A 25,285-nucleotide genomic window follows, 5' to 3' on the forward strand; every position below is an offset into this window, starting at 1 on the left:
GCCGGTCACCGCGTCCGTGGGCCGGCGGCTGGGACGCTTCCGGTATGGCGCAGAGGGAACTGCTCGCACCGCCGGCCGGCCGCCGCCCGTCCCCGGTCGACTCCGTGGTGGAGCGGATGGTTTCGTTCCGCTCGATCTGGCCCGCGACGGACGGGGTCGCGGTCTTCAACCGCGTCTATCTGACCGTCACCGAGGAGATCGACCGGCGCATCGCGGCGGGCGACTTCCCCGACCGGCGGGCCGCCGCCACGCTGGACGTGCTCTTCGCCCGGCGCTATCTGGCGGTCGTGGACGCGGCCGCGGTGGGCGAGAGGCCGCCGGCGTGCTGGCGGCCGCTGTTCCAGTACCGGCGCCACCCCGGCATCCACCCCGTGCAGTTCGCCCTCGCCGGGATCAACGCCCACATCGGGCACGACCTGGCGCTCGCCGTCGTCGACAGCTGCCGGGTGCTCGACTGCGAACCGGCCGATCTGGAGGGCGAGTTCGACCGGGTCGGCGACATCCTCACGCTCCTGGAGGAGCGCATCAGGGAGGACCTGATGCCGGGACCCGATCTGCTGGAGATCGCGGATCCGCTCACCCATCTGCTGGGCGCGTGGAGCCTGGACCGGGCGCGCGACGGCGCCTGGTCCGCGGCCCGGCTGCTGTGGGGCGTACGGTCCCTGCCGGAGCTGGCCGACGAGTTCACCGAACGGCTGGACACGGGCGTCGGCCTGGTCGGGCGCTGCCTGCTGACGCCCTGGTCCTGACCGGCGGGCCCGGATCCGGGAGGTCAGTCCTCCGGCAGTTCGACGGGAGCGATCTCGTCGAACACGTCGCCGGGGCCCGGGTTGGTCGGGTCGGTCGTGCCGCCGAGATGCGCCATCACGCCCCACACCGCGTTCAGCGCGGTCTGTACGGCGCCCTCCGCCCAGCCCGCGGTCCACGAGATGTCGTCACCGGCGAGGAAGATGCCGCGCTTGTCTGCGGGCAGCGAGTCCTGCATGAAATGGGTGAACAGCCGCCGCTGGTAGCGGTAGTGGCCGGGCAGGTTCGCCTTGAACGCGCCCATGAAGTACGGCTCGTTCTCCCAGGACACGGTGACGGGGTTGCCGATGACGTGGCTGCGGATGTCGACGTTCGGGTAGATCTCGCCGAGCGACTTGAGCATGACCTCCATGCGCTCGTTCGCCGACAGCGGCAGCCACTTCAGGCTGTCGTCGCACCAGGTGTAGGAGAGGCAGATGACGGCCGGCTTGTCGGGGCCGTTGTCCAGCAGATAGGTGCCGCGCGTCATCCGGTCGGTCAGCGTCATCGACATCGTGTCGCGGCCGGTCGTCTCGTCCTTGTCGAGCCAGAACGGCCGGTCGACGGGGACGAAGAGCTTGGACGACTCCATGTAGTGGGTGCGCTCCATCGCCGTCCAGTGGTCGATGGGGAAGAGCGAGTCGTCGCAGTCGATCTTGGAGAGCAGCAGCCAGGACTGAGCGGTGAAGATCGCCGCCTGGAAGGTGCGGATGTCGCCGGACGCGTCGGTGACCGTGATGCGGTTGCCCGCCGTGCGGTTGAGCCGGGTCACGGCCGGACGGGGCTCGCCGTCGTGCAGCGAGGCGAGCGAGGTGCCCAGCGGCCAGTGCACGATCTTCTGCGGCTCGCGCTCCCACAGGCGCACCGGCAGCTGCTGCGAACCGCCGACGATCCCGCGGTGGTGGTCGTCCGCCTCGGTGTAGACGACGCGGAGGATCTCCAGGATGGAGTTGGGGAAGTCGGTGTCCCAGCCGCCGGTGCCGAATCCGACCTGCCCGAAGATCTCGCGGTGCCGGAAGGACTTGAAGGCCTCCGAGTCGCACAGGAACCCGTAGAAGGTCTGGTTGTCGAGCTTCTCGACGAGCTTCGCCCAGATCTCCCGGATGCGGGGCACATCGCGCTCGCGCATGGCGCGGTTCATGTCGGAGAAGTCGGCGCCCTCCTCCAGGCAGGCGTTCCACGCGGCGGCCACATCGCGGTAGACCTGCGGCAGATCGTCGATGGTCTCGGCGTAGTGGGACTCGCCCTTGAGGTCGACCACGGTCGAGGGGGTCGCCTCGGACAGCGGGTTCGGGAACGGTTCGGTGACCAGTCCCACCAGGTCGATGTAGTGCTGGAGGGCCGTCGAGGACGGCGGGAAGCGCATGGCGCCCATCTCGGCGGTCAGCTCCGGGTCGCAGCCGTCGAAGCCGACGGTGCGCAGCCGGCCGCCGATCCGGTCCGCCTCGTAGACGACGGGCTTCAGGCCCATCTTCATGAGCTCGTAGGCGGCGACGATGCCGGAGAGCCCGCCGCCGATGACGGCGACCTCGGTGCCGTGCTCGGTCGCGGGTACCTGGCCGAGGCCGGCGGGGTGGGCGAGGAAGTCGTCGTACGCGTACGGGAAGTCCGGACCGAACATGGTGATCGGCGGCTGAGCGTCGGTGTGCTGGACAGCGGTGGGCACCGTGGACGTCATGGGGTACGGACTCCTTGCGCAAAAAGGTGGGGCGGGGAAGGCCGGGCGGGCCCGGATCGTCGTGGCGTGGGGAGCGCCGCGGCTCAGTTCAGCGAGGTGTACAGGCCCGGGCGGCGGTCCCGGAGATACGGATTGGCCTCGCGCGACGCACTCAGGAAGGCGGGATCCACCTCGCCGACCACGAGTTCTTCGCCGCGGCCCGCGCGGGCCCGGGCGGCGCCGTCGGGGCCGGCGAGACAGCTGAGCCCGACGAACTCGAACTCCCCCTCGGGGCCCGTCCTGTTGACGTACGCGATGTACATCTGGTTCTCGAAGGCCCGCACCGGTACGAGCGACTCGGCGACGAACTGGAAGGGGTGCATCTGTGCGGTGGGCACCAGCAGGAGGTCGGTGCCGGCGAGGGCGTGCGCGCGGACGTTCTCCGGGAACTCCACGTCGTAGCAGATCAGCATGCCGATCGTGATGCCGTCGAGCTCGGCCTGGACGACGGGCTGGTCGCCGGGGGTGAACCACTGCTGCTCGAAGCAGCCGAAGAGGTGGGTCTTGCGGTAGTTCGCCAGGCGGTCGCCGTCGGGGCCGATCAGCTGGGCGGAGTTGAAGATCCGGCCCGGGCCTCCGGTCCGGTCGCCGGACGCGGCGCCGTCCCGCTCGGGGTATCCGTACACGACCGCGATGCCGTGGCGGACGGCGATCTCGGCGACGGCCGTGGCACCGGGGCCGTCTGCGGGCTCCGCCAGCACGGGCAGCTCGTCCCCGATCGCGTATCCGGTCAGGAACAGCTCCGGGCACACCAGCAGGCGGGCGCCGGTGGCCGCGGCGTGCGCGGCGGCCTCGTCGAGCGCCTTCAGATTCTCGGCGACCGAGCCCGGTCGGCCGGAACTCTGGAGCAGTGCGGTGCGCAGCGGCGGCATGGCTGACCTCGGACGGAGTGCGGGGTGGAGGAGACGTCAAAACGGTACGGGCCGGGCACCGGCCGGGACAAGGCGCGACCGTTGCGCGCTGATGAGCGATCCATTGCGCCGACAGTCCATGGAGCGGCGATTCGTTGCGCCCTGTGACCTGCGACATCCGGGGGTGGGGCGAGACCGGCCGCTGATGCGTCTACGGCTGCGGTCGTACGGCGCGTCGCGCTGCCCCGCCCGGACGGCGGAGCCGGGCACCGTCTCGGGCGCGATGTGCGTCGGGAGGGCCGCCGGAAGAGTGGTCGTCGTCCGGTTCACCTGCCGAAAGGACCACCATGAAAGCGCCTGTCCACTTCCCTGCGAAAGTCGCCGCGATCGGCGCGGCCCTGCTGATCACCGCCGGGGCCACCGGGTCCGCCGTGGCGTCGGGCGACGCCGACGCGCGGGGCGGCGGGCAGCGGGAGGCCGCCGCCCTCACCGGCTCCGCGAAGCTGTACCGCTCGCTCGGCGACGACATCACCTTCACCTTCGACGCGCATCTGGCGGCGAAGGACACCGACGACCCGCTCAAGGCCACCGGCACCTTCAGCTGGAGCCACTATCTGAACGGCGAGGGCGCCTGGGCGAAGGCCAGGGTCGACTGCCTGGTCACCGGCGGCAAGGTGGCCGTGGTCAGCGGCGTCATCACCGACACCGACCTGGAGGGGGCCAAGGGCACCCGGGTCGGCATCACCGTCCACGACGTCGGAGGGCGGGACCGGCTCGGCTACAGCTGGGCCGCCCAGGGCAGCCCGGTGGAGACCAAGGACCTGCCCCGATGCGTGGGCTCCGCGCCCTTCGAGAAGGTGAAGGGGGGCTCGGGCGACTTCCGGGTGGTGCCCTGGAACCCCAAGCTCTGACGCATCGGGACCCGGCGTGTCAGGCGGGTGAGCCCGACGAGTAGCGCCGCAGCAGCGGCGACAGCACCAGAACCGACTTGGTGCGCTCCACGAAGGGCTCGCCCGCGATCCGCTCCAGCACCCGCTCGAAGTGGCGCATGTCGGCCGCGAAGACCTGCACGATCGCGTCCGCGTCCCCCGTGACGGTGGAGGCGGACGCGATCTCCGGGTACCGCTTCAGCCCACGCTCGATGGCCTCGGGCGAGGTGTTGCGGCTGCAGTAGATCTCGATGAACCCCTCGGTCTCCCAGCCGAGGGCCGCCGGGTCCACCCGTACGGTGAAGCCGGTGATGGCCCCCACGTCGCGCAGCCGGTCCACACGCCGCTTCACGGCGGGAGCGGACAGGCCCACCATCGCGCCGATGTCGGCGTAGGAGCGGCGGGCGTCCTCCGCCAGAGCGTGGACGATGCGTTCGTCGAGATCGTTGAGTCGCACTACGAATGGGTCACTTCTCTGCGGTGGCCAGTCGGGAGCGGCGCATGCCGTAACCGAAGTAGAACACGAGGCCGACCGCCATCCAGACTCCGAAGACCGCCCAGGTGACGGCCGGGAGGCTGAACATCATCCAGACGCAGAAGGCGAAACCAGCCACCGGGAACAGCGGCGAGAGCGGCACCCGGAACGTGCGGTCCATGTCCGGGCGCGTCCGGCGCAGCACCACGACCGCCACATTGACCAGGGCGAAGGCGAAGAGCGTGCCGATGCTGGTCGCGTCGGCGAGCTGGCCCAGCGGGACGGCGGCAGCCAGCACTCCGCAGAACACCGAGACGATCACGGTGTTGGCGCGGGGCACGCCGCTCTTGCGGTCGACCTTGGAGAAGACCTTGGGGACGAGGCCGTCGCGGGACATCGCGAACAGGATGCGGGTCTGTCCGTAGAGCACCGTGAGGACGACGCTGGCGATGGCGATCACGGCGCCGGCGGCGAGCAGGACGGCCCAGAACGTCTGGCCGGTCACATCGCGCATGATGCCGGCGAGCGCGGCCTCCGAATCGCCGAAGCCCTTCCACGGCCTGGCGCCCACGGCGACGGCCGCGACCAGCACGTACAGGGCCGTGACGATGAGCAGCGAGAGCATGATCGCGCGCGGCAGGTCGCGCTGCGGGTTCTTCGCCTCCTCGCCGGCCGTCGACGCGGCGTCGAAGCCGATGTAGGAGAAGAACAGCGAGGCGCCGGCGGCGCTGACGCCCGCCATGCCCAGCGGCATGAAGTTCTCGTAGTTGCCGGCCCGGAAGCCCTGGACGCCGACGGCGCAGAAGAGCACCAGGGCGGCGATCTTCACGACGACCATGATCGTGTTGGCGCGGGCGCTCTCGCGGGCACCGCCGAGCAGGAAGACCATCGCCAGAAGCACGACGATGAGGGCGGGCAGATTGAACAGGCCGCCGTCGCCCGGCGGAGCGGACAGCACGTCCGGAATGGTCACGCCGATCGTGCCGTCGAGCAGTTCGTTGAGGTACTCGCCCCAGCCGACGGCCACCGCGGCCACCGACACCCCGTACTCGAGGATCAGACACCAGCCGCAGACCCAGGCGATGAGTTCGCCGAGGGTGGCGTAGGTGTACGAGTAGGAGGAACCGGAGACGGGGATCGTGCCGGCGAGTTCGGCGTAGGAGAGTGCCGAGAACAGTGCGGTGAGGCCGGCTATCACGAACGAGACAGTGACGGCCGGTCCCGCTTCGGGGACGGCCTCGCCGAGGACGACGAAGATGCCCGTGCCCAGCGTGGCGCCGATGCTGATCATGGTCAGCTGCCACATGGAGAGCGACCGGCGCAGCGATCCACCCTCGCCCTGGCCACTCTCGGCAACCAGGCGCTCGACGGGCTTGCGCCGCATCAGCCGGGCGCCGGCGCCGGGGCGCCCGCCCTGCGGTGGCTCGGTCGAGGGTGGGGCTGCGCCGTGGTCCAGCACTGCGGGTGCTCCTTCATCGCTGCGGATCGCGACGGGTGACCTGCGACGATCCACGGACATGACGGAGGGGTCCGCATGAGGGGAGACCGCCGAGCAGACGGTCACCGCCACTCCTGGTACGGGGGATGAGCCTATGAGCCCGCGCTCGGAACCGGAAATGCACTGTCGTTGCGCATCGGCGGACGATCATTGCGCGATGACGGAGAGTATGGGGAAACATTGCGCTCCGCCGACCGTGGGCCTCGCCGCGGCGCGGAACGCGGGAAGGGCGATCCGGTGAAACGTGCCGCACCCCGCGGTGAACGCGGGCGTCACAACTCCCGCAGTCTGGCGGCGATCTCCCGCAGCAGCACGGGGTCGTGCAGGTTCCGCGGTGTCACCGGCTCGGAGATCCTGACGAGACCGGCCTCGGCGAGGTCGGCGAGCAGCACACGGACCACGGTCAGCGGCAGATCGGCGTCGGCGGCGATCTCGGCGACCGGCCGCGGCCCGCGCCGCACCAGCTCCAGCAGCGCGCTGCGGGCGTGGTCGAGCGGCAGGTCGACGCCCTCCGGGTCCAGGGCCGTGACCTGGGACATCAGGTCGATGTTCTGCTCGGACGCGGGCCGGGTCCGGCCTCGGGTGACGGTGTAGGGCCGTACGAGGGGACCGGACTCGTCCTCGTACCAGTGGTCGCTCACGAGGACTCAGGTGCCGGTGTCCTCGGGGGCCGAGCGCGTGGGCACGGCCATGTGCCGTCCCACGCGCCGGACCAGCAGTGCCATTTCGTGGGCCAGCTGACCGACGTCCGTCTCGATGTCGGAGAGGACGGCAAGCCGGCTGCCGTCACCGGCCGGGGTGATGAAGAGGAAGGCGTTGTCGAGCATCACCATCGTCTGCCGTACGCTGCCCGCCGCGAACCGGTCGCCCGCCTCCTTCGCCAGGCTGTGGAAGCCCGCGCAGACGGCGGACAGATGCTCGATGTCCCGCCTGACCATGCCCCGGGACGCGCTGCCGACCAGCCCGTCCGCCGTGAGGAGCACCGCCTGCTGCACATGACCGGTCCTGGCCACCAGGTCGTCGAGGAGCCAGCCCAGGCCGGCGCTTTCTCCGGTGCCTTCGTCAGCCATCGTCGTCGGTCCCTTCATCGGTCGTGCGGGCTTGCGGTGCGGTGCTCGGCGACTCGGGTCCGACGCTGTCGCCGCGGCGGCCGCGGTCCAGCCCTCGCTGGAAGGATCCGAAGATCGAGCGCATCTCCTCGGCGGACACCTCGCGGTCGGGGCCCCCGGCGGCGGGCGGCGGCGCGTCACGCAGCGGAGGCGCGAGGGAGGCCTGGCGCACGCGGGTGGGGAGGCCGTGCAGCGGCGTCGCGGGAACCGCCGTCCCGCTCGGCCCGCCGGTCGGGTCCGGTACGGACGCGGGCCTGGTGCCGGACGGGGTGGTCCCGTCCGACGCAGGAGCCGCCTTCTCGGCGGCAGCGCCGGACCCGTCCGTCGCGGGCGCGCTCATCTCGGCGGCAGGACCGGACCCGTCCGACGCAGGATCCGCCTTCTCGGCGGCAGGACCAGACCCGTCCGACGCAGGAGCCGCCTTCTCGGCGGCAGGACCAGACCCGTCCGTCACCGGTGACGCCTTCTCGGCGGCAGGACCGGACCCGTCCGACGCAGGATCCGCCTCCCCCGCGGCAGCGCCGGACCCGTCCGGTACCGCCACCGGCCTCGCCCCGGATCCCGTCGTCGCCGTCGTCCGCTCCGGCGCGGGTGCCGGGGCATCCGTGGCGCGGTCGTGCACCAGGGGCACGCGTTCGAGCGTGCGCCGCAAGGCCTCGGCCCGTACGGCCCGGGGCCGGGGCGGCGGCGCGCTCTCCCGCTCCGCGGCGGCCTTGGCCGGCTGCTCGACGGCGGCGAGGACCGCGGTGGGCAGGAAGACCACCGCCGTCGTGCCGCCGTACGGGGAGCGGGTGAGGGTGACACCGATGCCGTGCCGTTCCGCCAGGCGGCCGACGACGTACAGCCCGAGGCGGTCGTCCTGCGCCGGATCGAAGTCGCCGGGCCGGGCCAGCGTCCGCTGGGCCTCTTCCAGCGCGGCCTGGTCCATGCCGAGTCCGCGGTCGTCGATCTCCAGCGCGAAGCCGTTGCCGACGCGTCCGGTGCGCATGGTGACCTGCGTGTGCGGCGGGGAGTAGACGGCGGCGTTCTCGACGAGTTCGGCGACCAGGTGCACCACGTCCGCCACGGCATCGGCCGTGATGCCGACCGCGGGCATGGGCGGTACGACGACACGGGCGTAGTCCTCGATCTCGCCGACGGCCGCGGACACGATGTCGACGACCGGCACCGGCCGGCGCCACCGACGGCCGGGGGCGGCGCCGGAGAGAATGATCAGGCCCTCCGCGTGCCGGCGCATCCGGGTGGTCAGATGGTCGATGCGGAACAGGTCGTCGAGTGTGTCGGGGTCGCTGGTGCGGCGCTCCAGGGTGTCGACGAGCTTCGACTGACGGTGCACGAGGGCCTGGTTGCGGCGGGCGATGTTGAGCAGGACGGCGAAGATGCCCCGGCGCAGCGTGGACTGCTTGACGGCGGCCTCGACGGCGGCCAGCCGTGCGGCGTTGAGTGCCTGGCCCACCTGGTCGATCTCGTCGATCTCGTCCGGGCCTCGCTTCGGGTCGCCGAAGTCGAGGGGTGGAGCGGCGGCTGCCGCGTCGACCTCCTCGCCCGCGGCGAGCCGCTCCATCACGTCGGGCAGCTGGCGGGTGGCCAACAGGTCCGCGGCGTCGCGCAGTTCTTCCAGCCGGCGGGAGATGCGGCGGCCGCTGGCCACCGAGAACCAGATCGACAGACCGACCGCGGCCAGTCCCGCCACACCGACGACCGCCGCCTTGATCATCTCGTGGTAGGCGAAGGCGCGGCCCCGGTCGGACGCGTTGATCGCCGCGTCGGTGCACAGCAGCATGTACCGCTGGACCGCGCGGTCCGTCGTGTCGCGCCAGGAGTCACCGGCCATCGCCTCGCCGGCACCCGCGGGACCGGCCCGCAGCAGTGTGTCCTCCTGGGCGACCAGGGCCCGGTAGACATCGCTGCGCTCGAAGCCGGCGAAGAGCTGCCGGGAGTCGGCCGGGAGGTCGGGGACATAGGTGCGGTGGAAGACCCGGCGGTCCTCGATCGTGGCGGTGAGGGTGTCGTACTGCGCGTCGCTCAGCCGCCCGGCGGCGTGCGCGCCCGCCACCAGTGCGTCCTGCCGGGAGACGAACTCCCGCACCCGCACGAGTTCGACGACGACCTGCGCCTCGCGGGCGAGTTGGCCGGCCTGAAGCGCGGTGAGCGTGGACTGCACGTCGAAGGTGGGTTCCACCATCGTCGTGTACTCCTCGATCGCGCGGTCCCAGGAGATCGTCCGGCCCACGACCTTCTCGCGCAGCGCATCCAGACCGTCGGCCGCGTCCGCCATCGCGTCCAGGGACTCGCGCTGACGTGCGGAGAGGTCCTCCCGCCGCTCCCGGTCGCCGATCGCCTCGCGCATCGCGCGCACGGCCCGGTCGGTGGAGCGCTGCTGCTGGGTCAGACCGGCGACGGCGGCAGCGCCGCCCTGCGGCCCCGCCCCCAAGTACGCGGCGGAGAGCCGCCGTTCGATCTGGATCTGCCCGACGGCGGTGTCGACCGGCGTACCGAAGCTCTCGTACATGCTCTGGAGCCGTATGAGCGCGCGGAGATCACCGGTCACGGAGACCATGGCAAAGGTCCACAAGGACATCAGAGCAATGACGGGTATGACCGTCAGTGTCACGATCCGTCCCCGGATCGTGGGGCGGCGAAGTCGCCGGCGCATGGTCTCCCCTGAGCAAGAGAGCTACTGAACAGCGGTGATTACCCCCGAGTAGGGGGCAGTCAAGTTACGCGACGCAGCATGCGCAACGCAACGTTCCTGGGGGTAACCGGCCGTTCAGTAGGAACGGTATTTTCTGACCCCCCGTCAGGCCGTTGCGCGGTGCGCAAGCACCGCTCCGCGACCCGCAACCCGACCTCTGGAGGCCCCGGTGACCTGGCTCGATCCTCATCCGTTCCTGCGCGGAGTGGCCTGGCTGGACCGAGGACGGCCGGTGCGTGCGGACCCCGCGGACGCGGGCCGGCTGCCCTGGGATGCCTGGGAGCGGGCCACCCTGCCCATCGGCGTGCGCCTGGAGTTCACGGCCGAGGACGCCGCCGCGGTCGAGATCCGCTATCGCGCCTCCCCGCCGGGCGAGAGCGATGCCCTGCGGGAGCTCCCGCACTGCTTCGCGCTGTGGCAGGACGGCCGCTGCGTATCGGAGACGATCACCGAGCCCGCCGCCGAGTCGGTGGTCACCCTGGCGCTGCCGGGCAGCTCGGCCGCGCCCTTCACCGTGCATCCGCCCGAGTCCGTGGCACCCGAGATCCTCGGGCTGCGCGCGGTCGGCGGCTCGATCGCGCCCGCCCCACGGCAGCCCCGCTGGCTCGTGCACGGGGACTCCATCACCGAGGGCTGGTGGTCCACCCGTCCCGCCCACTCCTGGCCAGCCACGGCCGGCCGGCGGCTGGGCCTGGACACCGTGAACCTGGGATACGCGGGGTGCGCACACGGCGAGCCGGCCCTCGCGGAACAGCTCGCGTCGCTGGACGCGGATGCCATCACTCTCGCCTTCGGCACCAACTGCTGGTCCAGCACCCCCTGTTCGGCGCCGCTGATGTACGAGACGGTCCGCACCTTCCTCACCCTCGTACGACAGGGCCACCCCCGCACGCCCCTCCTGGTGGTCTCCCCCGTCCTGCGCCCCGGAGCGGAGAACACCCCGAACCGGCTGGGTGCCACGCTCGCGGATCTGCGGACGGCCATGGAGCGGGCCGTCACGGACCGCAGGGAGGGCAGTGACGGCCAGGACGCGGACGACTGGCTCGCTCTGCTTCCCGGTCGCGACCTGCTCCGGGCGGGACAACTGGCCGACGGGGTGCATCCCGACGACGAGGGACACGCCGTGCTGGCGGCCGCGGTGGCCGAGGCCCTCCCCTCGGCGCGGCCGAACGGATGAGGTGCAGGCGCAAATACATGTTCCGGGACGGGGTACGCGAGCTGCGATGAACACTGAACCGCGGGTGGTGGCCGACCCCCCGCTCCCCAGCGACAGCGCGCGGGCCCGCAGGGCGACCGCGGACTTCCTGGCGCGCCACTGCCCGTGGGCCGACCTGGACGCCGTACTGCTCGTCGTGTCCGAGCTGGTCAGCAACGCGGTGCAGCACACGGCCGGCTGGTGGCGGCTCCAGCTGGCGGCGGCCCAGGACACGCTGGTGGTCGAGATCGACGACTCCAGCCCCGCGATCCCGGTGTCCCGCGAGCCGGACTTCAGCGGCAGCGGCGGATTCGGCTGGCACATGGTGCACCAGCTCGCCGGACAGGTGGAGATCAGCCCCCTGCCCTGCGGCAAGCGCGTCCAGGCGACGTGGGTGAGGAAGATCCCCGCAACGGCGCCTGCCTGCTGACGCGCGGCCGGAACGGCCGGGCGCGCTGCCGGCGCACAGGCAGCCTTCTTCGGTCCACAGCGGCATCATCACGCGGTAGTCATGAAACGACAGCACACGGCGCGCACGAACCATGACGCCCTCCCCCGCGTCGACGGCGCGCCCTCCCGGGAATCACAGGAGGCGGCGCCCCCTGTCAGGTGGGGCGCCGCCTGTCCCGTGGGGGGATCTTCCCGTGGGGGGAAGTGTGAGGGCGGGAGTTCACGCTCCCGCGAGCAGGCCCTCGCGAAGCCGCGAGGTGATGCGGTTCAGCAGCCGGGACACATGCATCTGCGAGACGCCGAGCTCCGCACCGATCTCCGCCTGCGTCAGCTCCTGGCCGAAGCGCATGGCGAGGATCAGCCTGTCCCGGTCGTCGAGTTCCTGGATGAGCGGCTTGAGCGCCTGCACGTTCTCGGCGATCTCCAGATCGGAGTCCGGTGCGCCGAGCCGGTCGGACAGCGGTGCCGACGCGTGATCGGAGGCGTCGTCGATCGGCGTGTCGATGGAGCCGGCGGTGTAGCCGTTGCTCGCGACGATGCCCTCGATGACCTCTTCCTCGTCGAGCTTGAGGTGCGCGGCGAGCTCCGCCGTGCTGGGCGCCCGGTCGAGCCGCTGCGAGAGCTCGTCGGCCGCCTTCGCCAGATCTATCCGCAACTCCTGGAGCCGCCGCGGCACATGGACCGCCCAGCTGGTGTCACGGAAGAACCGCTTGATCTCACCGACGATGTACGGGACGGCGAAGGTCGCGAACTCCACCTCGCGGCTCAGCTCGAACCGGTCGATCGCCTTGATCAGGCCGATCGTCCCGACCTGGACGATGTCCTCCATCTGCTCGGCCCGGTTCCGGAAGCGGCCGGCCGCGTACTTCACGAGAGCGAGGTTCAGCTCGATGAGGGTGTTCCGCACGTACTGGTAGTCGGGGGTGCCTTCCTCCAGCGAGGACAGGCGCACGAAGAAGACCTTGGAGATCTCCCGTGCGTCCTTGGGAGCGACCGCCCTGGCGTCCCGCACCTCCGGAAGCTCGAGCTCGCGGCTCGGGCACCGTGTTCCCGGCTCTGTGCGTTCGGTCGCAACCGTACTCGCCGTGGACACTAAGTCCTCCCCTGCTCCGTGGTCAGTGCAACGGCCCGTCTACCCCCAGTCCGCCCACACATGCCTACGAATTCCAAAGTCGTGGAAACACCTGGTGGGAGCGGCCTGTCGGGGCCAACTGATCGGGCGGACGGCGGATGCGGGCGCACACGAAGACGTCCGGCCCCGGACGATGCCGGGACCGGACGCGAACGGCCGTGCGGGCGAACGCTTGTCGCCCTAGTGCCGCGACAGGCAATGTTTGCCCGTCAAGGAGTGGGGGTCCCCCCACGCCCGCAGGGCGTAGGGGGAGCGTCCGGTGCGTGCGATCGCAAGGCGGCCGGAAGTCCTGGTAGCGGAGCTACCAGGACTTGTGGCCAACGCAGCGAGCGGGCGTGCAGGGCGGGGCGACAGGGCAAAGCTTGCCGGGAGCGGCACTAGCTCCAACTGGCGTGCAGCGGCTTGCCCTCGGCGTACCCCGCGGCGCTCTGCACACCCACGATCGCCCGCTCGGCGAACTCCTCCAGGGAGTTGGCGCCGGCGTACGTGCAGGACGAGCGGACGCCCGCGATGATCGAGTCGATCAGGTCCTCGACGCCGGGACGGGTCGGGTCGAGGAACATGCGCGAGGTGGAGATGCCCTCCTCGAACAGCCCCTTGCGGGCCCGGTCGTACGCGGATTCCTCACTCGTACGGTTGCGGACGGCTCGCGCGGACGCCATGCCGAAGGACTCCTTGTAGAGCCGTCCGTCGGCGGTCTGCTGGAGGTCGCCCGGGGACTCGTACGTACCGGCGAACCACGAGCCGATCATGACGTTGGACGCGCCGGCGGCGAGTGCCATGGCGACATCGCGGGGATGGCGGACACCGCCGTCGGCCCAGACGTGCTTGCCGTACTTCTTCGCCTCGGCCGCGCACTCCAGCACGGCCGAGAACTGCGGCCGGCCCACGCCGGTCATCATGCGGGTGGTGCACATGGCACCGGGACCCACGCCGACCTTGATGATGTCGGCGCCGGCCTCGACGAGGTCGCGCACGCCCTCGGCGGCGACGATGTTGCCCGCCACGATCGGCACGTGCGGGTCCAGTCCGCGGACCGCCTTGATCGCGGCGATCATCGATTCCTGGTGGCCGTGCGCCGTGTCGACCACGAGGGTGTCGACGCCCGCGTCGAGAAGCTGCTTGGCCTTGCCCGCGACATTGCCGTTGATGCCGACGGCCGCGGCGATGCGCAGCCTGCCCTGGGCATCCACGGCAGGGCTGTAGAGAGTCGCGCGCAGGGCGCCCTTACGGGTGAGGATGCCGACGAGACGGCCGTTCTGGTCGACCGCGGGGGCGTAGCGCCTGTTGGCCGCGTCCAGCGTGTTGAAGGCGTCGCGCGGGTCGATGTCCGCGTCGATCAGCAACAGGTCCTTGGACATGACCTCGGACAGCTGGGTGAAGCGGTCGACGCCGGTCAGGTCGGCGTCGGTGACGACTCCGACGGGCCGGTGGTCGGCGTCGACGACCACGCCCGCGTCGTGGGCACGCTTGGGCAGCAGGGCCAGCGCGTCGGCCACGGTCTGCGTGGGGACGAGCACGATCGGGGTGTCCAGGACGTGGTGACGCGTCTTGACCCAGGCGATGACCTCGGTGACGACCTCGATCGGAATGTCCTGGGGGATGACGACGAGCCCGCCGCGGCGGGCGAGCGTCTCGGCCATCCGGCGGCCCGCGATGGCGGTCATGTTGGCGACGACCAGCGGGATGGTGGTGCCGCTTCCGTCGGGGGACGAGAGGTCCACACCCAGACGGGAGCCCACCGCCGAGCGGCTCGGCACCATGAACACGTCGTCGTACGTCAGGTCGTACGGCGGCTTCAGATCATTGAGGAAACGCACGTGCTGATCATCCCAGTCGATCGGAGTTGGCCCCCGGTCATCTCAGCCGGGGAAATCGCACGTACTTCATTGTCCCATGCCCACCCGCATGCATGGCCCGGACGATTCCTCCAGGTCAGCGCGGGTGGGCTCGTACGATCGTCCAAGGCCGTCCGTCCGGCCGCTCCCGTCAGTCGTCGGGGTCCGCGCGCTCCAGCGCCGGGCGAGGCCCCGCCTGGACCGAGAGCAGGTGGTCGGCGGCCGCCGTGTCCGTCACGAGGCTGGTGACGAGGCCGGAGCGCAGGACGGCCGCGATGGCCTCCGCCTTGCGCTGGCCGCCCGCGATGGCCACCACCTCGGGGATGCGGCGCAGCCGGTCGGCCTCGACCGTGATGCAGCGTTCGCCCAGGTCACGGCCGACGCGTCGGCCGTCCCGGTCGAACAGGTGCGCCGACATCTCGGCGGCCACGCCGAAGGAGGCGTACCGGGCGCGCTCCTCGTCGCTGAGCATGTCGTACACCGTCGAGATACCCGGCTCCCAGGAGCCGATGGAGACGGCCGCGACGGTGACCTTGTCGAAGTACTCGAAGGCGCGGGCGATACCGGTCTGATTGCGCAGCGCGGCCGCGGTGGCGGCGTCGGGCAGCAGCATCGGCGCGTAGATGGGGTGGGCGTCGCCGCCGGAGACCTGGGCCGCGCGTCTGACCGCCTCCACCGAGCCGCGCTCGGCGGTACCCGCGTCGTAGACGCCGGTGAGCTGGACGACCGTGCAGGGCGGCAGCCGGTCCAGCGCGGCCGCCATGTGGATGGTGGACCGGCCCCAGGCCAGACCCAGCACATCGCCCTCGTTCACCAGCTCGCCGAGCAGGTCGGCGGCCACCTCGCCCAGGTTCTCGGGGTCCGGCGACTCGTCCGCCGCCTCCGCCGGCGACTCGACCACGACCGCGTGACGCAGTCCGAAATGGGCGCGGAGGGCGTCGGAGCGCTCGGCGTCCAGCTCCGCCGGGACGCGGATCTCGATCCTGACCAGATCGCGTTCCAGGGCGGTCTCCAGGACGCGCGCCACCTTGAAGCGGCTGACGCCGAACTCCTCCGCGATCTGGATCTTGGACTTGCCCTCGAGGTAGAAGCGGCGGGCCATGGCCGCCGCCTGCACCAGCTCCGCGGGTCCCATCCGCAGGGCAGACCGTCCCGCCGACCTTGCAGACACCGCGATCTCCTCACTGCTGTTCGCACTCCAGATCTGCAATCCTGTCAGATCCGGCGGTTGTCGATCAGCCCCGAAGGGCCGAGTTCACTTGCTTGTGGCTCAGTGGTTGCAAGCCCAGCTCGCCGAGGCGATGCTCTGCTCCCCCTTGGCACGCAGGGCGCGCACCGCCTGGGCCGGGTCCTTCGCGCCATAGACCGCGGAACCCGCGACGAAGACGTCCGCGCCCGCCTCGGCGCACCGCTCGATGGTGGCGTCCGAGACGCCGCCGTCCACCTGGAGCCACAGGGCGAGTCCGTGCTTGGAGATCAGCTCACGGGTGCGGCGGATCTTGGGCAGCATGATGTCGAGGAAGGCCTGACCGCCGAAGCCGGGCTCCACGGTCATGATCAGCAGCATGTCGAGCTCGGGCAGCAGATCCTCGTACGGCTCGATCGGGGTGGCCGGCTTGAGCGCCATCGAGGCACGGGCCCCCTTGGCGCGGATCTCGCGGGCCAGCCGTACCGGAGCGGCGGCGGCCTCCACGTGGAAGGTGACGGATCCGGCCCCTGCCTCGATGTACTGGGGTGCCCACCGATCGGGGTCGTCGATCATCAGATGGCAGTCCAGCGGGGTGTCCGTCGCCCGGCTGAGGGATTCCACGACCGGCACACCCAGCGTCAGGTTGGGCACGAAGTGGTTGTCCATCACGTCGACATGGAGCCAGTCGGCGCCCTCGACGGCCCGGGCCTCTTCCGCCAGGCGGGAGAAGTCGGCGGAGAGGATACTGGGGTTGATCTGTACGGCCATGGCCCAAGCCTGCCATGTTCCGGGGGTCTTCCCCTCCCCGGTACGGGTTCCGGTCCGGACCAAAGCGCTCCGGGATCAGCACAGTCCGTGCAATCCTGGCGTTTTCGGCCAGGGTCGAGGCCAATGGGGGCGTCATGGCGGACGGGAACACGGGACAGATGCGGCCTCGCCGGGGCGTCGCCCACCTGGTCTGCGGGCGACGCGCCAAGTGGATCGTGGTCGTGCTCTGGCTCGCGGTGATGGTGCTGGCGTTCCCGCTGGCGCAGAAACTCACCGACGCCCAGGACAACGACGCCGCGTCCTGGCTGCCCGGCAGCGCGGAATCCACTCAAGTCCTGCACGAGGCCGAGGAGTTCAGGCCCGAGGTCATCCCGGCCATCGTCGTCTACGCCCGCGAGAGCGGCCTCACGGCGGCCGACCGCACGCGCATCGCCGAGGACGTCGCCGAGCTGAAGCGGCTGAGCGCGCACGGCGTGCTGGGCAACGAGGTGCGCGGCCCGGTGCTGGACCGGCCGGCTGATCCGCGGGCGGCCCAGGTCTTCGTCCCCATCGTCATGGACGAGAAGGGCTGGGAACGGATCGGCCCGGCCGTGGACTCGATCCGCGGGGTGACCGGCACAGCGGCTGCGGGCCTCGCGGTGCACGTCACGGGTCCGGGCGGCACGGCGGCCGACTCCTCCGAGGCCTTCGAGGGCATCGACTCGACGCTGCTGCTCTCGGCGCTCGCCGTGGTGATCGTGATGCTGCTGATCACCTACCGCAGCCCCACGCTGCTGCTGGTGCCGGTGATCGCGGCCGTCGCGTCGCTCTCCGCCGCGCAGGCAGTGATCTACCTGCTGGCGGAGCACGCCGGTCTGACCGTCAACGGGCAGAGCGCGGGCATTCTGACGGTCCTCGTCTTCGGCGCGGGGACGGACTATGCCCTGCTGCTGATCGCGCGCTACCGCGAGGAGTTGCGCCGCCACGAGGATCGGCACGAGGCGATGGCTCTCGCGCTGCATCGTGCGGGCCCGGCGGTGCTGGCGAGCGGCGCCACGGTGGTGCTCGGCATGCTGGTCCTGCTCTTCGCCGAGATGAACTCCACCAGTGGACTCGGCCCGGTCGCCGCGATCGGGGTGGCGGTGGCGCTGATCGCCATGATCACGCTGTTCCCTGCGCTGCTCGTCGTCTTCGGCCGCTGGATCTTCTGGCCGGTGATCCCCCACTTCGGCTCGCCCGAGCTCACGGAGTCCGGAGTGTGGGCACGGATGGGCCGGTGGATCGCCCGGCGGCCACGGGCGATCTGGGCCGTCACGGCGGTCGTGCTGGTGGCCTTCTCGATCGGCCTGACCCAGCTGCGCGCCGAGGGCATCAGCAACGCCGATTCCTTCACGGAGAAGCCCGACTCGATCGTCGGGCAGGAGGTCCAGGCGACGTACTTCCCCGCGGGCAGCGGCGACCCGCTGATCGTCATCAGCGACGCGGCACAGGCCGGACAGGTGCGGGCGGCCGTGGCGGCCACGCCCGGTGTGGTCCCGGCCTCCATCGCCGTTCCGCCCGGCACCAAGCCCGTGCACGAGGGCCGGGTGCTGATCGAGGCGACGATGACCGCACCCGCGGACAGCGCGGCCGCGAAGGACACCGTGGAACGCGTACGGGACGCGGTCCACGCGGTCCCGGACGCGGATGCGCAGGTGGGCGGAGGCACGGCCGCCCTGCTGGACATGGACACCGCCACCCGGCACGACAACCTGCTGATCATCCCGCTGGTCCTGCTGGTCGTACTGCTGGTGCTGACGGTCCTGCTGCGGGCCTTGGTGGCCCCGCTGCTGCTGATCGCGACAGTGGTGCTGTCGTTCGCCGCCGCGCTGGGGCTCAGTGCGCTCGCGTTCCGCTACATCTTCGACTTCGCGGGCGAGACGACCGACTTCCCGCTGTTCGTCTTCGTTTTCCTGGTCGCGCTGGGCATCGACTACAACATCTTCCTGTCCACCCGTATCCGCGAGGAGGCCGGCCACCAGGGCACGCGAGCGGGCGTGGTGACGGGTCTCGCCGCCACCGGCGCGGTGATCACCTCGGCGGGCCTGGTCCTGGCAGGCACATTCGCGGCGCTGGGCACCCTCCCCATCGTCGCCTTCGCCGAGATCGGCTTCGCGGTGGCGCTCGGCGTCCTGCTGGACACGTTCGTCGTCCGCTCGGTCCTGGTCACGTCGCTGTTCCTGGACGCGGGCCCGAGAGTGTGGTGGCCGCACCCCATGTCGCGCGAGGAGGATCCGAAGGAGCCCCCGGCAACGGCGGAGGAGGAACCGGCGAAGGTCTGACGCAGCTCTCGCTCATGCGCGCAGGGACCCGCGTCTGCTCGCCCCGGACCTCCGCGGTATCCGTAGTGCCGTCAGTGATCCTTCGACAACGGGACCCCGCCATGACCGACGCCCTGACGCGTCTCCTCACCATCGCCCCACCGCCGAGCGAGCCCCGCCGCAAGGACTGGGGCGCGGTCGAGCGCACCCTGGGGGTCCGACTCCCCGCCGACTACAAGGAGCTCGTCCACGTCTACGGAGGAAGCAACTGGGACGACTACCTGTACGTCCTGGAACCCGGCTGCCCCAACGAGAACTACGACCTGATCGCATGGGCGGAGAACCAGGCCGAAGACCTGGAAGGCCTGTGGGAATTCGAGAAGAAGCCGGCGGAACTGGAGCCCGACGGAGCCCACGTCGTCCCGTGGGCGACCACGGACAACGGAGAGTGCCTCTACTGGCTTGTCCGGCCGGGCCTCGAGCCGGACGAATGGACCGTCATGGTGAACGAGGCGCGCGGCGACCGATGGGAGCATTTCTCCGTGTCGTGCACGCGATTCCTCGCGTCCTGCCTCGACGGAGAGCTGCGGTCGGCCATCCTCGCTTCATCGTTCCCCCGCGCCGCACATGAGTTCCGCCGCCTCGGTGGGGTGTGACGCAGCGCCGGATTTCGCAGCTACTCACGAGCGATGAGGCGGACACGTACCCGGAGCGTGTCCGCGGCCGATCGGTCGGGCGGTGACCGATCAAAGGAGAATCAGTCACTCACTCCGCGACGTCACAGCCCGGCACACCTCACCCCGTGCGCCTCAGCAGCGCCAGATACATCGCGTCCGTGCCGTGCAGATGCGGCCACAGCTGGATGTCCGGGCCCTCGCCGAGTGCCGGGACATCCGGCATCAGGGGCCTCGCGTCCAGGAGTTCCGCCTCGACCGGGTCGCCTCCGCGGCCGCGCAGGACGTCGTCGACGACCACCCGCGTCTCCGCGAGGTGCGGCGAGCACGTCGCGTACCCCACCACTCCCCCGACCCGGACCGCGCTCAGCGCCTCGCGCAGCAGGGCGCGCTGGAGGGGTGCGAAGCCCTCCAGGTCCTCGGGGCGGCGGCGCCAGCGGGCTTCCGGGCGGCGGCGCAGGGCGCCGAGGCCCGTGCACGGGACGTCGACGAGCACCCGGTCGAACGTGCCGGGCAGCCACGGCGGGCGTGTGCCGTCCGCGGCGATGACCTGGTACGGGCCGGGGTTGCCCGCCAGCGCCCGCTCCACCAGGCGCGCGCGGTGCGGCTGCTTCTCGGCGGCCAGGAGCGAGGCACCACGCTGCGCCGCGAGCGCCGCCAGCAGGGCCGCCTTGCCGCCGGGACCCGCGCACGCGTCGAGCCAGCGCTCGTCGGAACCCTCCAGCGGCGCACCGGCCAGGGCGATCGCGACGAGCTGGCTGCCCTCGTCCTGCACGCCCGCCCGGCCCTCGCGTACCGCCTCCAGCGCGCCCGGCTCGCCGCCCTCCGCCATCCGTACGGCATACGGGGACCAGCGGCCCGGCAGCCCGGACTCCTCGCCCACCGCCGCCAGCAGCTCGTCCGTCGTGGAGCGGCCGGGCCGGGCGACGAGGGTCACCTCGGGACGCTCGTTGTCGGCCTCCAGCAGGTCCTCGATGCCGGCGCGGCCACCGCCGAGCGAGTCCCACAGTGCGGAGACGACCCACCGCGGGTGGGAGTGCACCACCGCGAGATGGTCCTCGGCGTCCTCGTCGTAGGGCGGGGCGACGCGCTCCACCCAGGTGTCGAGGTCGTCCTGCGAGATCTTGCGCAGCACGGCGTTGACGAACCTGGCGCGCCCGTCGCCGAGCACCACCCGCGCCAGCTCCACACTCGCCGAGACCGCGGCGTGCGTCGGAATACGGGTGCCGAGCAGCTGGTGGGCACCGAGCGCCAGGACATCGAGCACCGGCGGATCGACCTCACGCAGCGGCCGGTCGATACAGGTGGCGATGATCGCGTCGTAGGTGCCCTGCCGGCGCAACGTCCCGTACACCAGCTCCGTCGCCAGCGCCGCGTCCCGCGCGTCGAAGTCGCCCTGCTCGCGAGCCTTCTTCAGCAGCGGCGGCAGGACGAGGTTGGCGTACGCGTCCCGCTCATCGACGGCCCGCAGTGCCTCGAAGGCGAGGATCCGCACCGGATCCTTCTTCGGGCGGCGGTAGGGCTTGGGGGTACGGCGACGTGCCTGCTCGTTCAAAGGTGCTCCGCGATCGAATGGGTCCAACCCCCTCAGCCTACGTCGGCGACTCCTACGTGCTCACCGGGGGCGATGCGCACGCCGCGGGCCCAGTCGGCGGCGCGCATCGGCTTCTTGCCCTGCGGCTGGACCCAGAGCAGCTCGACGGCGTGGGACCCGGTGCCGACGTGGACGTTGTTCTTGCCGGCCGCGAGTTCACCGGGTGCGAGGTCGGTGCGGTCGGCGGCCGGCCGCGCGTTCACGATCTTGAGCCGCTCGCCGCGGAACTCCGTCCAGGCGCCCGGCGCCGGGGTGCAGGCACGGATGACGCGGTCCACCCGCAGCGCCGGGGCCCGCCAGTCGACGCGGGCGTCCTCGACGGTGATCTTCGGCGCCAGGGAGATGCCCTCCGCGGGCTGCGGCACGGCGCGCAGGCTGCCGTCCTCGATGCCGTCCATGGTCGCCGAGAGCAGCCCGGCGCCGGCGAACGCGAGCCGGGTGAGCAGATCGCCGCTGGTGTCGGTGGACCGCACCTGCTCGGTGATCACGCCGTAGACCGGGCCCGAGTCGAGGCCCTCCTCGATCAGGAAGGTGGCGGCGCCCGTCATGTCGTCGCCGGCGAGCAGGGCGTGCTGCACGGGCGCGGCACCGCGCCAGGCCGGGAGCAGCGAGAAGTGCAGGTTCACCCAGCCGCGTGCGGGCACGTCGAGGGCGACCTTCGGCAGCAGCGCGCCGTACGCGACGACGGGGCAGCAGTCGGGCGCGATCTCCCGCAGCCGGGCCAGGAAATCCTCGTCCCGCGGCTTGGCCGGCTTGAGCACCTCGATCCCGGCCTCTTCGGCGCGCTGCGCGACCGGACTGGCGACCAGGTGCCGTCCGCGTCCCGCGGGCGCGTCGGGCCGGGTGACGACGGCGGCCACCTCGTGCCGCCCGGAGGCGATCAGGGCGTCCAGGGCGGGTACGGCGACCTCGGGGGTGCCTGCGAAGACGAGCTTCATGGGTGGCTGACTGCCTCTCAGGCTGGATGGTGCGGTGGGGAGGCGACGCGTGCGTCGACGAGCAGCACACCAGTCTATGGGCCCCTGACGCAGGGGGCGTACGGACCACCGCGCGCCCCGCGCATACGCGTCCACGCCCCCGAGGCGTGACCACATCGCCCGCTGGCGCGTTGGTCAAGAGAGATTGACCGAAGCGGGCCGCCAGGATGCGGCCCACCCCCTTTTCAACGCCGGTTCGAGAGGCTTGCCAATGGCCGACCACGCAACCCACGACGCCCAAGCCCGGGCGAGTCTGCATCTGTTGGTGCGGGACATCGAGCGGGTCCGCCGGCAGGTGGACGCATTGCGCACGCTCACCGCGCAGCTGGGCAATGTCTACCGGCCCCGCCGCTCCGGCCCCTCCGCGGGCTTCGTCGTCTACGGCAGGGCTCCCGCGCCGACCGTCCGTCTCGCCCAGGAGCTGAGGGACAGCGTCGAGACGCTGGTGACGGCGGCGGTGGACTTCGACCGCTCGCTGGGCTTCTCGTGGGACGCGGTCGGTTCGGCGCTCGGAGTCACCAAGCAGGCCGTCCACCGCCGGTACGGCGCCCGCAGGGCCACGCAGCAGGCGGCCGTCGACGGGGACCACGCCGTGGAGACGACGACGCGCACGCTCCCGCCGCCGGGAATCCCCTCGCCGGGGCTGCCGACGCCGGGACTGCCCGCGGTGCCCGCCGCCCGCACCATGCCGCCGCAGCCGACGGCCACCAGCCAATCCCTCCGGGAGGAGGCCCGCCCGAGCGCCTTCCCCGGCCCGCGCAACGGCTGATCCTCCGCCCCCGGCTGCTGCCCCCGCCCGCGAGGACGGGGGCAGCCGTCTGTCGTCACGTACGACCACGGGTGCGGCGGGACGCGCGGCAGCGAAAGGCCGGGCGCCGCCCGGGGCGGGCCCTCAGCCGATGTCCGGGGGGTCGATCCTGATCCGGACCTGGTCCGTACCCCCGCGTGCCATCCGGGCCGCCTGCGCCGCCTTCAGAGCGGCCGCGAGCGCCGCCCCGCTGCCCGGCGGGACACGCAGCAACGCCCGCTCCCAGGTCTCCCCCACCGGCGGATCGCCCGGTCGACGCGGCCGGCCGGGGTCCGCGGCCGGCAGCGGTACGGGGCCCAGCACCTCCACATCGGGTGGAAGCCCGGCCGTCGCGATGAAGGCCGCCACGACGTCCGCCCGGCCGGTCACGGCCGCCATCCGCGACACGGGCGGGAATCCGAGCTCGGCCCGCTCGGCCAGTTCCCGCTGGGCATGACCGACGGGGTCCCAGCGGACGAGCGCCTGGACGGGCCGCAGGGTCGGTTCGGCGACGACGACCACGGTGCCGCCCTCGCTCTGGCCGCGCACCAGGGACGACGCGTCGATCCAGCGTCTGAGCGCGTCCTCGCCGGCGCGCAGATCGGGCCGCCCCAGCATCGCCCAGCCGTCGAGCAGCAGTGCCGCCGCGTAGCCGCCCTCGGCGACGGGCTCGGCACCCGGGGTGCTCACCACCAGCGCGGGCCGCGCCGGGACGGTGTCCAGCACATGATCGCGGCCCGAGGTGCGCACCGGGACAGCGGGAAAGGCCCGGCCCAGCTCCTCGGCGGTGCGCCGTGCACCCACGACGCTCGCCCGCAGCCGCGTGCCTCCGCAGGCCACGCAGTGCCATTCCGTGGCGCCGCGCCCGCACCAGCGGCAGGTCAGATCGCGCGCGTCCGGTGCTTCGAGAGGTCCCGAACAGTGCCGGCACCGGGCCGGGGTACGGCACCGCTCGCAGGCGAGGCGCGGCGCGTAGCCGCGCCGGGGCACCTGCACCAGCACCGGTCCGCTCTTCAGCCCCTCGCGCACGGCCTGCCAGGCAACGCTGGGCAGCCGCGCGGCCCGGGCGGCCTCGTCCCGTGCCAGGTCCTGGTCGCCGACCGTACGGACCAGTGGCGCGGCGCTGCGCACCTGCTCCCGGTCGGCGGCCAGCGGCAGCGCCCAGCCGCTCTCGACCAGCTGGGCGGCCTCCACCGTGCAGCTGGTGCTGCCCAGCAGGAACGCGCAGGTCTCGTGGGTGGCGCGGAGCTCCAGTACCTCTCGGACGTGCGGGAAGGGGGCGTTCTCGTCGCTGTGGCTGGAGTCGCCGTCGTCCCAGACGGCTACCAGTCCGAGATCCTGCACGGGGGCGAACATCGCGGCCCGCGTCCCGACGACGGCCTTCACGGAGCCTCTGCGCACGGCGAGCCACTGGCGGTACCGCTTCTCGGGCCCGGACTCGGCGGTCAGCAGCGCATGCCGGCCGGCACCCAGCAGCTCGGTGAGCGCGGCGTCGACCCGCGCCGCGCGCCGCCCGTCCGGCACGACCACCAGGGCGCCGCGGCCCGAGGCGAGGGTGGCGGCGACGGCGCGCGCCAGCTCGTCGGGCCAGCCGGGCCCGGGCAGCGAGGTCCACACGGCCCGGGGGGTTCCGCCCGATGCCAGCGCCGCCAGGAACGCGGGCCCCCGGCCGTACCGCGTCCAGCTGCCGGGCTCCGGGACCGGCGGTGCGGGCAGCGGGTCGGGCGACGGCTTGGACTCGGCCCGTCCGTTCCTCGGCGGGATTGCGAGCTGGAGCACGTCCGCGAGGCTCCCCGCGTACCGGTCGGCGACCGCACGCGCGAGGGCCAGCATCTGCGGGCCGAGCACGGGCTCGGGCGAGACGACATAGGCGAGCGCGGCGAGCGCCCCGCCGTAGTCGCTCTCGGCACGCCGCTCGATGAGGAAGCCGTCGATCAGACCGCCGCCCTCGCGCCGTCCGTCGCGCACCCGGTGCGCCCCGGCGCCGAAGCGCACGCGCACCCGCACTCCCGGCTGCGCGTCGGCGTCGAGCTCCTCGGGCACGGCGTAGTCGAAGTACTGGTCGAGGTGCAGCACGCCTTTGTTGACCATCACCCGCGCCACGGGCAGGTCCCGGGCGAGCGCGGCTCCCCGCCAGGTCCGCGGTTTGGCCTTGGGCACGTTGGCCTTGCGGACGGTCTCCCGGATGAGCGCAAGCTGCTCCGGCCCACCGGCGGCGGGCTCGTCGGGCTGCTCGTTGTCGCTGCTCACAGCCAAATTCCTACCAGATGCCACCGACAGCGGGCCCGGGCCGTGGTGCGGCCCAGGCGCACGGCCGAGGCCCGGCGCCCCCTGAAGGGTGC

Annotated in this window: 21 protein-coding genes; 7 read left to right on the forward strand and 14 right to left on the reverse strand. The window is 72.0% G+C overall.

Annotated features, from left to right (window positions below; genetic code table 11):
* Positions 1–44: 44 nt before the first annotated feature.
* A complete protein-coding gene (locus tag OHA05_RS05595) occupies positions 45–749 on the forward strand; it encodes a DUF5995 family protein (protein ID WP_328859983.1) in 705 nt (234 codons plus the stop codon).
* A gap of 23 nt (positions 750–772) precedes the next feature.
* On the opposite strand, the gene OHA05_RS05600 is transcribed toward OHA05_RS05595, so the two are convergent.
* Positions 773–2,464: a flavin monoamine oxidase family protein gene (locus OHA05_RS05600; RefSeq protein WP_328859984.1), complete on the reverse strand. Its 1,692-nt coding sequence runs from the start codon at positions 2,462–2,464 to the stop codon at positions 773–775.
* An 83-nt stretch (positions 2,465–2,547) separates the two neighbouring features.
* Positions 2,548–3,375 (reverse strand): carbon-nitrogen hydrolase family protein, encoded by an 828-nt coding sequence (locus tag OHA05_RS05605; RefSeq protein ID WP_313947502.1) that lies wholly within the window; start codon positions 3,373–3,375, stop codon positions 2,548–2,550.
* A gap of 326 nt (positions 3,376–3,701) precedes the next feature.
* Here OHA05_RS05605 and OHA05_RS05610 point away from each other — a divergent pair, with 326 nt between their 5' ends.
* Positions 3,702–4,265 carry a Repetin gene (locus OHA05_RS05610; protein ID WP_313947501.1) on the forward strand — a complete coding sequence of 188 codons (564 nt, stop codon included), beginning with the start codon at positions 3,702–3,704 and terminating at the stop codon, positions 4,263–4,265.
* A gap of 19 nt (positions 4,266–4,284) precedes the next feature.
* Here the strand turns inward: OHA05_RS05610 and OHA05_RS05615 are convergent, their stop codons facing one another.
* The 5 genes from OHA05_RS05615 to OHA05_RS05635 form a co-directional block, all read right to left on the reverse strand.
* Positions 4,285–4,740, reverse strand: a complete 456-nt coding sequence (locus OHA05_RS05615; protein ID WP_313947500.1) for an Lrp/AsnC family transcriptional regulator — start codon at positions 4,738–4,740, stop codon at positions 4,285–4,287.
* Positions 4,741–4,750: 10 nt separating this feature from the next.
* Positions 4,751–6,217 (reverse strand): amino acid permease, encoded by a 1,467-nt coding sequence (locus tag OHA05_RS05620; protein ID WP_328859985.1) that lies wholly within the window; start codon positions 6,215–6,217, stop codon positions 4,751–4,753.
* A gap of 311 nt (positions 6,218–6,528) precedes the next feature.
* Positions 6,529–6,897: a DUF742 domain-containing protein gene (locus tag OHA05_RS05625; RefSeq protein ID WP_313947498.1), complete on the reverse strand. Its 369-nt coding sequence runs from the start codon at positions 6,895–6,897 to the stop codon at positions 6,529–6,531.
* A gap of 6 nt (positions 6,898–6,903) precedes the next feature.
* Positions 6,904–7,326: a roadblock/LC7 domain-containing protein gene (locus OHA05_RS05630; protein WP_313947497.1), complete on the reverse strand. Its 423-nt coding sequence runs from the start codon at positions 7,324–7,326 to the stop codon at positions 6,904–6,906.
* Complete coding sequence (locus OHA05_RS05635; RefSeq protein ID WP_328863338.1) at positions 7,319–9,925, reverse strand: sensor histidine kinase; 2,607 nt, start codon at positions 9,923–9,925, stop codon at positions 7,319–7,321. The genes OHA05_RS05630 and OHA05_RS05635 overlap by 8 nt, the downstream gene beginning before the upstream one ends.
* 304 nt (positions 9,926–10,229) lie before the next feature.
* Between OHA05_RS05635 and OHA05_RS05640 the strand changes: the two genes are divergently transcribed.
* Both OHA05_RS05640 and OHA05_RS05645 read left to right on the forward strand, forming a co-directional pair.
* Positions 10,230–11,237, forward strand: a complete 1,008-nt coding sequence (locus tag OHA05_RS05640; protein WP_328859986.1) for a GDSL-type esterase/lipase family protein — start codon at positions 10,230–10,232, stop codon at positions 11,235–11,237.
* A gap of 46 nt (positions 11,238–11,283) precedes the next feature.
* On the forward strand, positions 11,284–11,685 hold the full coding sequence (locus tag OHA05_RS05645; protein ID WP_313947495.1) for an ATP-binding protein: 402 nt from the start codon (positions 11,284–11,286) through the stop codon (positions 11,683–11,685).
* Positions 11,686–11,925: 240 nt separating this feature from the next.
* On the opposite strand, the gene OHA05_RS05650 is transcribed toward OHA05_RS05645, so the two are convergent.
* From OHA05_RS05650 to rpe, 4 genes are all read right to left on the reverse strand, one after another.
* Positions 11,926–12,798: an RNA polymerase sigma factor SigF gene (locus OHA05_RS05650; protein ID WP_313947494.1), complete on the reverse strand. Its 873-nt coding sequence runs from the start codon at positions 12,796–12,798 to the stop codon at positions 11,926–11,928.
* A gap of 416 nt (positions 12,799–13,214) precedes the next feature.
* Positions 13,215–14,657, reverse strand: coding sequence for a GuaB1 family IMP dehydrogenase-related protein (locus OHA05_RS05655; protein ID WP_328859987.1), 1,443 nt, complete (start codon positions 14,655–14,657; stop codon positions 13,215–13,217).
* A gap of 169 nt (positions 14,658–14,826) precedes the next feature.
* Complete coding sequence (locus tag OHA05_RS05660) at positions 14,827–15,810, reverse strand: sugar-binding transcriptional regulator (protein WP_313949087.1); 984 nt, start codon at positions 15,808–15,810, stop codon at positions 14,827–14,829.
* Positions 15,811–15,945: 135 nt separating this feature from the next.
* On the reverse strand, positions 15,946–16,632 hold the full coding sequence (gene rpe / locus OHA05_RS05665) for a ribulose-phosphate 3-epimerase (RefSeq protein WP_313947493.1): 687 nt from the start codon (positions 16,630–16,632) through the stop codon (positions 15,946–15,948).
* Between the two features lie 158 nt (positions 16,633–16,790).
* On the opposite strand from rpe, the gene OHA05_RS05670 reads away from it, so the two are divergent.
* Positions 16,791–18,932, forward strand: a complete 2,142-nt coding sequence (locus OHA05_RS05670) for an MMPL family transporter (RefSeq protein ID WP_313949086.1) — start codon at positions 16,791–16,793, stop codon at positions 18,930–18,932.
* Between the two features lie 101 nt (positions 18,933–19,033).
* On the forward strand, positions 19,034–19,567 hold the full coding sequence (locus OHA05_RS05675; RefSeq protein ID WP_328859988.1) for an SMI1/KNR4 family protein: 534 nt from the start codon (positions 19,034–19,036) through the stop codon (positions 19,565–19,567).
* A gap of 139 nt (positions 19,568–19,706) precedes the next feature.
* Here OHA05_RS05675 and OHA05_RS05680 read toward each other — a convergent pair whose 3' ends face one another.
* Positions 19,707–21,140 (reverse strand): RsmB/NOP family class I SAM-dependent RNA methyltransferase, encoded by a 1,434-nt coding sequence (locus tag OHA05_RS05680; RefSeq protein WP_313947491.1) that lies wholly within the window; start codon positions 21,138–21,140, stop codon positions 19,707–19,709.
* 32 nt (positions 21,141–21,172) lie between these two features.
* A complete protein-coding gene (gene fmt / locus OHA05_RS05685; RefSeq protein ID WP_328859989.1) occupies positions 21,173–22,117 on the reverse strand; it encodes a methionyl-tRNA formyltransferase in 945 nt (314 codons plus the stop codon).
* 250 nt (positions 22,118–22,367) lie between these two features.
* On the opposite strand from fmt, the gene OHA05_RS05690 reads away from it, so the two are divergent.
* Positions 22,368–22,925: a hypothetical protein gene (locus OHA05_RS05690; RefSeq protein WP_313947489.1), complete on the forward strand. Its 558-nt coding sequence runs from the start codon at positions 22,368–22,370 to the stop codon at positions 22,923–22,925.
* 123 nt (positions 22,926–23,048) lie between these two features.
* Here the strand turns inward: OHA05_RS05690 and OHA05_RS05695 are convergent, their stop codons facing one another.
* Positions 23,049–25,193: a primosomal protein N' gene (locus tag OHA05_RS05695; protein WP_328859990.1), complete on the reverse strand. Its 2,145-nt coding sequence runs from the start codon at positions 25,191–25,193 to the stop codon at positions 23,049–23,051.
* Positions 25,194–25,285: the final 92 nt, after the last annotated feature.

This window comes from Streptomyces sp. NBC_00306, from assembly GCF_036169555.1.
GTDB lineage: Bacteria > Actinomycetota > Actinomycetes > Streptomycetales > Streptomycetaceae > Streptomyces > Streptomyces achmelvichensis.

Coding starts and splice junctions, on each gene's coding strand:
- OHA05_RS05595 (WP_328859983.1), top strand. CDS start 45: ATGGCGCAGAGGGAACTGCTCGCACCGCCGGCCGGCCGCCGCCCGTCC.
- OHA05_RS05600 (WP_328859984.1), bottom strand. CDS start 2,464: ATGACGTCCACGGTGCCCACCGCTGTCCAGCACACCGACGCTCAGCCG.
- OHA05_RS05605 (WP_313947502.1), bottom strand. CDS start 3,375: ATGCCGCCGCTGCGCACCGCACTGCTCCAGAGTTCCGGCCGACCGGGC.
- OHA05_RS05610 (WP_313947501.1), top strand. CDS start 3,702: ATGAAAGCGCCTGTCCACTTCCCTGCGAAAGTCGCCGCGATCGGCGCG.
- OHA05_RS05630 (WP_313947497.1), bottom strand. CDS start 7,326: ATGGCTGACGAAGGCACCGGAGAAAGCGCCGGCCTGGGCTGGCTCCTC.
- OHA05_RS05635 (WP_328863338.1), bottom strand. CDS start 9,925: ATGGTCTCCGTGACCGGTGATCTCCGCGCGCTCATACGGCTCCAGAGC.
- OHA05_RS05645 (WP_313947495.1), top strand. CDS start 11,284: ATGAACACTGAACCGCGGGTGGTGGCCGACCCCCCGCTCCCCAGCGAC.
- OHA05_RS05660 (WP_313949087.1), bottom strand. CDS start 15,810: ATGGGACCCGCGGAGCTGGTGCAGGCGGCGGCCATGGCCCGCCGCTTC.
- rpe (WP_313947493.1), bottom strand. CDS start 16,632: ATGGCCGTACAGATCAACCCCAGTATCCTCTCCGCCGACTTCTCCCGC.
- OHA05_RS05670 (WP_313949086.1), top strand. CDS start 16,791: ATGCGGCCTCGCCGGGGCGTCGCCCACCTGGTCTGCGGGCGACGCGCC.
- OHA05_RS05675 (WP_328859988.1), top strand. CDS start 19,034: ATGACCGACGCCCTGACGCGTCTCCTCACCATCGCCCCACCGCCGAGC.
- fmt (WP_328859989.1), bottom strand. CDS start 22,117: ATGAAGCTCGTCTTCGCAGGCACCCCCGAGGTCGCCGTACCCGCCCTG.
- OHA05_RS05690 (WP_313947489.1), top strand. CDS start 22,368: ATGGCCGACCACGCAACCCACGACGCCCAAGCCCGGGCGAGTCTGCAT.